General features: G+C 34.0%; 9 protein-coding genes. 8 read left to right on the top strand and 1 reads right to left on the bottom strand.

Translation table 11 applies throughout. The features are described 5' to 3' along the window. Nucleotides 1-242: transposase (locus ACFO5Y_RS09540; protein WP_380706522.1), on the bottom strand; the 242-nt coding region annotated here is incomplete at its 3' end. Between the two features lie 223 nt (nt 243-465). On the opposite strand from ACFO5Y_RS09540, the gene pxpB reads away from it, so the two are divergent. The 8 genes from pxpB to ACFO5Y_RS09500 all read left to right on the top strand — a co-directional run bounded on the left by pxpB (nt 466) and on the right by ACFO5Y_RS09500 (nt 7,975). Further along, nucleotides 466-1,200, top strand: a complete 735-nt coding sequence (pxpB, locus tag ACFO5Y_RS09535; RefSeq protein WP_197105259.1) for a 5-oxoprolinase subunit PxpB — start codon at nt 466-468, stop codon at nt 1,198-1,200. Then, a complete protein-coding gene (locus tag ACFO5Y_RS09530) occupies nt 1,201-2,193 on the top strand; it encodes a 5-oxoprolinase subunit C family protein (protein WP_003143908.1) in 993 nt (330 codons plus the stop codon). 4 nt (nt 2,194-2,197) lie between these two features. After that, the gene (locus ACFO5Y_RS09525) at nt 2,198-2,632 is read left to right on the top strand and encodes an acetyl-CoA carboxylase biotin carboxyl carrier protein (RefSeq protein WP_197105258.1); all 435 of its coding nucleotides are present in this window, start codon (nt 2,198-2,200) and stop codon (nt 2,630-2,632) included. After that, the gene (locus tag ACFO5Y_RS09520; RefSeq protein ID WP_380706524.1) at nt 2,632-3,990 is read left to right on the top strand and encodes an acetyl-CoA carboxylase biotin carboxylase subunit; all 1,359 of its coding nucleotides are present in this window, start codon (nt 2,632-2,634) and stop codon (nt 3,988-3,990) included. Before ACFO5Y_RS09525 ends, ACFO5Y_RS09520 begins: the two co-directional genes overlap by 1 nt. Then, nucleotides 3,990-4,748 (top strand): 5-oxoprolinase subunit PxpA, encoded by a 759-nt coding sequence (locus ACFO5Y_RS09515; RefSeq protein ID WP_197105256.1) that lies wholly within the window; start codon nt 3,990-3,992, stop codon nt 4,746-4,748. The genes ACFO5Y_RS09520 and ACFO5Y_RS09515 overlap by 1 nt, the downstream gene beginning before the upstream one ends. 22 nt (nt 4,749-4,770) lie before the next feature. Next, nucleotides 4,771-6,003 carry an NRAMP family divalent metal transporter gene (locus ACFO5Y_RS09510; RefSeq protein ID WP_003143904.1) on the top strand — a complete coding sequence of 411 codons (1,233 nt, stop codon included), beginning with the start codon at nt 4,771-4,773 and terminating at the stop codon, nt 6,001-6,003. 26 nt (nt 6,004-6,029) lie between these two features. Next, nucleotides 6,030-6,800: an IclR family transcriptional regulator gene (locus tag ACFO5Y_RS09505; RefSeq protein WP_197105255.1), complete on the top strand. Its 771-nt coding sequence runs from the start codon at nt 6,030-6,032 to the stop codon at nt 6,798-6,800. Between the two features lie 143 nt (nt 6,801-6,943). After that, entirely contained in the window at nt 6,944-7,975 is a 1,032-nt protein-coding gene (locus tag ACFO5Y_RS09500) for a M42 family metallopeptidase (RefSeq protein WP_003143902.1), read from the top strand. Nucleotides 7,976-8,058: the final 83 nt, after the last annotated feature.

Here is an 8,058-nt window from a genome sequence, read left to right as displayed (position 1 = left end):
GGCACTTTTAATTCGAGTGTGCCCACACGAGTCGTAAAGTCTCGCTCATAATAGCCATTTCTTTGACTCTTACGACTTTCTGAACGTTCATAATCATCGGCTTGAATATATTCTGTTCGTTGATTTTCCATCAATTGGTTGAAAACAGTGGTCAAAATATTTTTAGAAACTTCATCTTTTACCGAATGTTCAATAATACTTTGAACCTCTTCGTTGTTCAGTGTAAAATGTACTTGGGTCATGTAACGTCCTCCTAGGTATGTTTTTGTGGTTAAAAACATTGTACCGTAAAAGGGCTGTTACATGGCCTTTTATCTTTTACACAATTATATGGACTTTATCAATATTGAGAAAATAGGTGTTTTTTTTAATCTGTTTCTAATTTTCCGATTGACATCCAAGTATATATAATCTTATAATTACATTATCGTTATTTAGATTACAATGTAGTTATCAAGAAAGGTAGTGGACTATTTGGAAATTAAACAATACACAGAAGACTCGTTAACATTACTATTTGGTGATGTGATAAGTCCCGATATTAATAAAAAAATAGTCAATTTAAGAAAATATATCGACAGCTTAAAAATTAATGGAATAATAGAAATGATTATTTCATATACAAGATTGGTGATTTATTTTGATCCTTTAACATTAAATCAAAACATACTGATCGAAATCCTTGAGCAGATTAATTTAGAAACAATCGATAATGAAGAATTCCCATATCGAGTTGTTGAAATCCCCGTTTGTTACGGTGGAGATTTTGGGCCGGATCTTTGGCGTTTTGAAGAAAAAGATCTAACAGTTGATGATGTGATTAAAAGACACACTGATAATGAATACTTAGTTTATATGTTAGGTTTTATGCCAGGGTTTGTTTATTTGGGTGGCTTAGATCCAGAAATTGCGATGGATCGATTAGAAACACCACGTACGCATATTGCGGCAGGCTCTGTCGGAATTGCTGGACAACAAACGGGTGTTTACCCATATGATTCACCAGGTGGATGGAATCTAATTGGTCGTACACCGATTCAGCTTTATGATACACGTCGGGGTGAGGATACGATTTTATATAATGCTGGGGATCGTATTAAGTTTTATAGCATTTCAAATGAAGAATTTAATGAAATACAAAAACAAGTTGAAACAGGTACATATCAAGTTTCAGTCATATTGAAAGGTGTGAATGATTAAATGGCATTTTACATACAAGAAGCAGGTATTTTATCCACCTTTCAAGATTTGGGCCGTTATGGTCATCAGTCGACAGGTATTTCACCAGCAGGCGTTTTAGATTACAAAAGTGCAATACTAGCAAACCAGTTAGTTGGCAATAACATTAATGAAGCGGTTATCGAAATGAATTTTACAGGAATTTCTTTTGATGTGATGAAGGATACGGTTATAAGTGTTGTCGGTGCTGAAATGCGTATCGATATAAATGGGCGACAATATACTGGTGGAAAAGCCATAAAACTCGCTAAAGGAGATCAGGTAAAATTTGGAAAAACTTTAAATGGTATCCGTTCATATTTAGCAGTTGCTGGAGGATTTCATCTAAAAAAAGAATTAGGTAGTTATTCGACTCACTTACGTACAGCAATGGGGGGTCATCAAGGTAGACCGCTTCAAAAGGGTGATTTGATAGCTTATAACGGAAAGAGTAATCATACATTTCCTTACTATTCAAATGAAAAAGTAGGAGATACCAGAACGATACGAATTATTACAGGTCCTAATTATGATGACTTAACGATAGAAGCTAAAGAATCATTAACTAAAACCCCTTATAAGATAACGCGGAGTAGTGATCGAATGGGTATCCGTTTAGAAGGAATAGCTTTAAAAACAACTGATGGCGTTCATGACATCCTCTCAGAACCAACCCAGCTTGGGAATATCCAAGTACCTAAAAATGGTCAACCGATTATTTTATTGAATGATCGACAGACCACAGGTGGATACAAGCGGATGGCTACCGTCGCAAAAATAGACTTACCTAAATTAGTACAAATACCACCAGAAGAAGAAATCTATTTTGAGTTAATCGAATTAGATGATGCAGTTTCACTATACAAAGATGAAATGAATAAATTATTGAACAATGACTATTTAAAGATTGATTCAGAACATAGTGATTACCGAAGAATTACTGCTGAAAAAGTTAAGACAATTTTAATGAGGTGAAAATATGAAAATGGATAATATAAAAGAATTAATCCAATTGATGAAAGATAATCATCTAAAAAGCTTAAAAGTAAAAGATGGGGATTTAGAAATTGAATTAGAAGCTCATTCTAATTATTCAAATAAAGTGGTTGAATCGAGCAGTTCTCCAGAAACAAACTTAGAGAAAAGTGTGCCCAAAGATTCAAAACTAATTGAAATTCGTTCAACACAAATTGGAACTTTCTATACTCAGCCGGATGAAGATAGTACAGATACATTTGTTAAAGTAGGCGATAAAGTAACAAGCGGGGATCAAATTGGACTAATCGAAATTATGAAGTTATTTAATGAGGTTCGTGTAGACCATTCAGGAGTGATAGAGGAGATTTTAGTCACAAATGGTGAGCCGGTTGAGTACGATCAAGTATTGATGCTGCTTAGAACAGAGGAGGAGTAATTGTGCCAAAAGTTCTTGTCGCCAACCGAGGTGAAATTGCTGTCCGAATTATTAGAACGCTAAAAGAGAAAAATATGAAAAGTGTGGCCATTTATAGTGTAGACGATAAAGACAGTTTACATGTTGCTTTAGCGGATGAAGCTTACTGTATTGGTCCAGCAAGTAGTTCGGAAAGTTATTTAAATATCGAACGGATTTTGTCCGCAGCTAAAATAAGCCAAGCAGATGCCATTCATCCGGGTTATGGTTTCTTAGCTGAAAATGAAACGTTTGTTCAACGATGTGAAGAAGAAGGCTTTAAATTTATTGGACCAAGCGGCAAATTAATTGGACTTATGGGGAATAAAGCAAAAGCTCGTGATACTGTTGGGAAAAATGGTTTACCGATTATACCAGGTAGCGAAGGCCCAATTAGAGATGCAAATGAAGGGTTAATCATTGCCAAAGAAATCGGTTATCCAGTGGTGGTAAAAGCTGTTTCTGGAGGTGGCGGTAAAGGAATGCGCTTAATTGAATCTGAAAAAGAATTTAAGCGATTATTTCATGAAGCTCGAAAAGAGGCAATGAGTTCATTCAATGATAGTCGTGTTTATCTTGAGCGTTTTATTCCTGATGCTCGCCATATTGAAGTACAGATTTTGGGAGATGGAAAAGGACAAGCCGTTCATTTATTTGAAAGGGATTGTTCCATTCAAAATCATAATCAGAAAATTATAGAAGAAGCACCTGCAGTTATATTAGACGATTCTACAAGGACTTATATCACAGAATTAACGGCTAAAGTAATGGCAAATTTACATTATGAGAGTGCTGGTACAGTTGAATATTTATATGTTGAAAAGGAAAAAGCTTTTTATTTCATGGAAATGAATACACGAATCCAAGTAGAACATACTATTTCTGAGATGATTACTGGCATTGATATTGTGGAACAACAATTAGAAGTAGCCTTTAACGGACGCTTAACGGTTAATCAATCCGACATCCATATGAATGGTGTAGCAATCGAAGTTCGAATAAATGCTGAAAATCCTAGAAATAACTTTATGCCTTCACCAGGTAAAGTAGAATTACTGCACTTCAGTCAAGGGCATCATGTGCGAATAGATACACATTTATATCATGGATTTACAATATCACCACATTACGATGCGATGATTGCGAAAATAATCACCTATGGCCATAATCGATCAGCCGCTATTTCAAAAATGAGACGTGTTCTTAGCGAAACAGTCATAGGACCAGTAGAAACAAATTTAGATTTTCAAGCATATATTATGGATCATCCTAAATATCAGGCGAATGATCTCAATATTCACTTTTTAAAAAATAATCACATTATTGAAGGAGGAGACTAATGTATAAAGTTGATTTAAATGCTGATTTAGGCGAAAACTATGGGAATTATACTATTGGAGATGATTCAGCAATTATTCCATTAATTTCTTCTGCTAATGTAGCTTGTGGTTTTCATGCTGGCGATCCGTTAGTTATGATGGATACACTTTTAAAAATAAAAGAAAGTGGCTCAACAGGTCTAGGAGCACATCCCAGTTATCCAGATCGACAAGGGTTTGGACGTCGTTACATGGATATGTCGAAAGATGAAGTTCGAGCATTTCTATTATACCAATTAGCTGCAATAGACGGATTAGCAAAGACTGTTGGTTTAACGTTAAATCATGTTAAACCACATGGCGCACTTTACAACCAAACATTTAAAGATATTGAACTAGCTGAAACCATCGCCCAAACAGTGAAAGAATTTAATCCTAACTTAAAATTAGTAGGATTAGCGAATAACCACTTAGTCAAAGCAGGAGAAGCAATTGGTTTAAATATTGTACACGAAGTTTTTGCTGACAGAGCTTATGAATCTGACGGTACATTAGTTGATCGCCGTAAAGAAGGTGCCATGATAACCGATACTAAACATGCAGTTGAACGTGTTATTCGTATGGTAAAAGAAGGAAAGGTAACCAGTATTGACGGTAAAGATATTTCCATCCAAGCAGATAGTATCTGTGTACATGGAGATGGAGAAAAAGCCCTTATTTTTGTTCGTGAAATTATAAAAGGACTAAAGGAAGATAATATTATGATTAACACATTTTAAAACTTGATTTGGAGGAACAAAAATGAATAATGACAAAACACTTTTAGAAACTGAAGCTGATAATAGAAAATTGAAAAGTAATCTATTAACAAGTATCTTTTTAATGATTACATCCGCAATTGGACCTGGATACTTAACTCAAACGGCAAATTTTACAGAGCAACTAGGTGCTAATTTTGCTTTTGCTATTATGTTAGCTATTGTAATTGCATTTGCAGCTCAAGTTAACGTATGGCGTGTATTATCTGTAACTGGAATGTATGCACAAGATTTATCGAATAAAGTTTTACCTGGATTAGGATATGTTGTTAGTTTCTTTATTGTATTAGGTGGATTAGCATTTAATATTGGTAACGTAGGTGGATCAGGTTTAGGTTTAAATGCTATTTTCGGTATAGACTACACAATTGGTGCTGTTATAACAGGAATTATTGCTATACTTATTTTTATCTCAAAAAACGGACAATCTTTAGTTGATCAATTTATTAAAATCCTTGGTGTAGTAATGCTAATATTAGCGCTATATGTAGCGGTTGTTACAAAACCACCAGTAGGAGAAGCATTGCAAAGTATGATTAGACCTCAAAATATTGAAAGTCTGATTTTACCTATAATTACATTAGTTGGAGGTACAGTTGGTGGGTATATTTCATTCTCTGGTGGTCATAAATTAATTGATGCAGGAATTACGGGTGTTAAAAATGCAAAAATTGCTTCGAATTCTGCAACATTTGCTATTTTAGGTTCTGGTGTAATGCGTTTGTTACTATTCTTTGTGTTTTTAGGTGTTGTTTCATCAGGCGTTGGATTAGATCCTAGTAACCCAGCAGCGTCAGGATTTGAAATTGCCTTAGGTCGTCCAGGTGAAATTATTTTTGGGATCATTCTTTTTTCTGCAGGAATTTCTTCAGTAATTGGTGCGGCTTATACAAGTGCATCATTCTTGAAAACATTTCATCCGTTATTAGAAAAATATAATAACTTAGTTATTATAGGTTTTATAGTGTTTTCAACAATAGTATATGCCTTTATTGGACAACCCGTTATGTTATTAATTTTAGCCGGATCATTAAATGGCTTAATTTTACCTCTCACTTTAGGTACAATACTAATAGGAGCTAACCGAAAAAATATCGTAGGGGATGATTACAAACATCCTATATGGTTAACTGTGTTAGGTGTTATTGCAGCTGTTGCTACATTATACTTAGGAATTCAGTCATTAAGTGGTATAACAGCTCTGTGGCAAGGTTAATTTAGCAAGAGTAAAGAGGGATAAAAGTGTCTGGAAGTTATAAAATTATACAATCATTAGCAAGAGCATTTTTAATTATTGATTGTTTTACAGAAGAAGTAAAAGAATTGACATTAAATGAAATTAGTGAAAAAGTTGATTTAAATATTAATACGACACGTGGATTGGTTCAAACTATGCTGCACTATAATTATTTATCTTACGACTTACAAGATAAACATTATCGATTAGGGTCAAACTTTTTAGAAAAAGTTGAGATAGCACAGTATGATTATACGGAAAAAATTATTGAAATGATTCGTGGTGATTTACAGCGTATAGCAGATCAGTATTTTGTTTCTACTCGATTTCATAGTGTTGAAAATTTGAGTATTACCACTTTAATTGAACGTAAACCTAGTCGTTCGCGTTATATGCTCATCATTCATAACCAAACAGATTTTCCACTAACGGCGTCCGCTTCTGGAAAGTTAATTCTAGCGCATTTATCCGAAACCCATTTAAATCAAGTTTTAAGTAAGGTACGATGGGAAAAATATGGACAAGGTACAATTACAGATCCCAATATTTTAAAAAAACAACTAAAAGATGTTACAAAAAATAATGTTTCAATTGAACGAGATGAGCTTGGAGATGGCTATGCTAGTATTGCTGTTCCAATTTTTAGGGACGAACAGTTGGTTTATACAATCTCCGTTGTTTCAACAACTCAGTTAATTAATGATTCATATGATGCATTAATTCAGGAGTTAAGAGACATTCAAGAAACCATTCATAAACTAGCTGAATTTCAATGATAACATTTATTTCATATCAGTTGTAACGCCAAACTAAAACATTCCTTTAATAGGAGTGTTTTTTTGAGTTCTCTTTTTGAAATCAGCGTAAAATATGCTATATTTTATCAAGAAGGTATATTACAAAGAAAGATGTGAAGTCGATGTTTCAAAAAGAACAAACACTGAATTTTTTAGAAGAATTACTAATTATTAATAGCCCAACTGGCTATACAAAAGATGCAATTGATTTTTTAAGAGAATCAATTGAAGAGCTAGGATTCAAAACTACAACTACACCAAAAGGAAACTTAATGGTAAAAGTTGAAGGACAAGATTCAACTATCACACGTGGATTAAGTGCTCACGTAGATACACTAGGATTAATGGTTCGTTCGATTAATGCTGATGGGACACTTGCCTTAACAAAGTTAGGTGGACCATTAACTCCAACTCTTGATGGTGAATATTGTGAAATCATTACTCGAGATGGTCAATTATATACTGGAACTATTCTATCTAAATCACCATCTATTCATGTTTTTAAAGATGCGGCAACTAAAGATCGTGACATTGATAGTTTAATGGTTAAGATTGACGAACGTGTCGAAAGTAAAGAAGATGTTCAAAAACTTGGAATTCAAAATGGTGATATTATTGCATACGAACCAAAAGTTATGATTACAGAATCTGGTTTTATTAAATCACGCTTCTTAGATGATAAAGCGTCAGTATCGGTCTTGGTATCTATTTTAACTTGGATAAAAGAAAACAATGTGACACCAACGACTAACTTAACGTTCATTTTTAGTACATATGAAGAAGTAGGACATGGTGCAGCTTGGATTCCAGAAAACATTACAGAGCTTCTAGCTGTTGACATGGGATGTATCGGTGATGATTTAGATTGTGATGAATATGACGTTTCAATCTGTGTGAAAGATTCATCTGGACCTTATGATTATGATTTAACGACTAAATTAGCTAACTATGCTAAACAAAAAGAGCTAAATTATGCTTTAGATATTTATCCAATGTATGGTAGTGATGCTTCTGCAGCTTTAGGTGGGGGAGCAAATATTCGTGCTGCTTTAATTGGACCAGGTGTATCAAGTAGTCACGGTATGGAAAGAACACACGTGGATGCACTAGAAAATACATTTAAATTAATTCAAGGATATGTTTCATCGTTTTAATAGTCTAACAAACAATCAAGTCCATAATCCTGTGTAAAATACTATACAATGTTTTACCGGTCTCTCATTGATCAAACTTAATA

This window comes from Ruoffia tabacinasalis (genome assembly GCF_042652985.1).
Lineage (GTDB): Bacteria > Bacillota > Bacilli > Lactobacillales > Aerococcaceae > Ruoffia > Ruoffia tabacinasalis.
This window is presented reverse-complemented; position numbering and strand designations above follow the sequence as displayed.

Coding starts and splice junctions, on each gene's coding strand:
- ACFO5Y_RS09530 (WP_003143908.1), top strand. CDS start 1,201: ATGGCATTTTACATACAAGAAGCAGGTATTTTATCCACCTTTCAAGAT.
- ACFO5Y_RS09525 (WP_197105258.1), top strand. CDS start 2,198: ATGAAAATGGATAATATAAAAGAATTAATCCAATTGATGAAAGATAAT.
- ACFO5Y_RS09515 (WP_197105256.1), top strand. CDS start 3,990: ATGTATAAAGTTGATTTAAATGCTGATTTAGGCGAAAACTATGGGAAT.
- ACFO5Y_RS09510 (WP_003143904.1), top strand. CDS start 4,771: ATGAATAATGACAAAACACTTTTAGAAACTGAAGCTGATAATAGAAAA.
- ACFO5Y_RS09500 (WP_003143902.1), top strand. CDS start 6,944: ATGTTTCAAAAAGAACAAACACTGAATTTTTTAGAAGAATTACTAATT.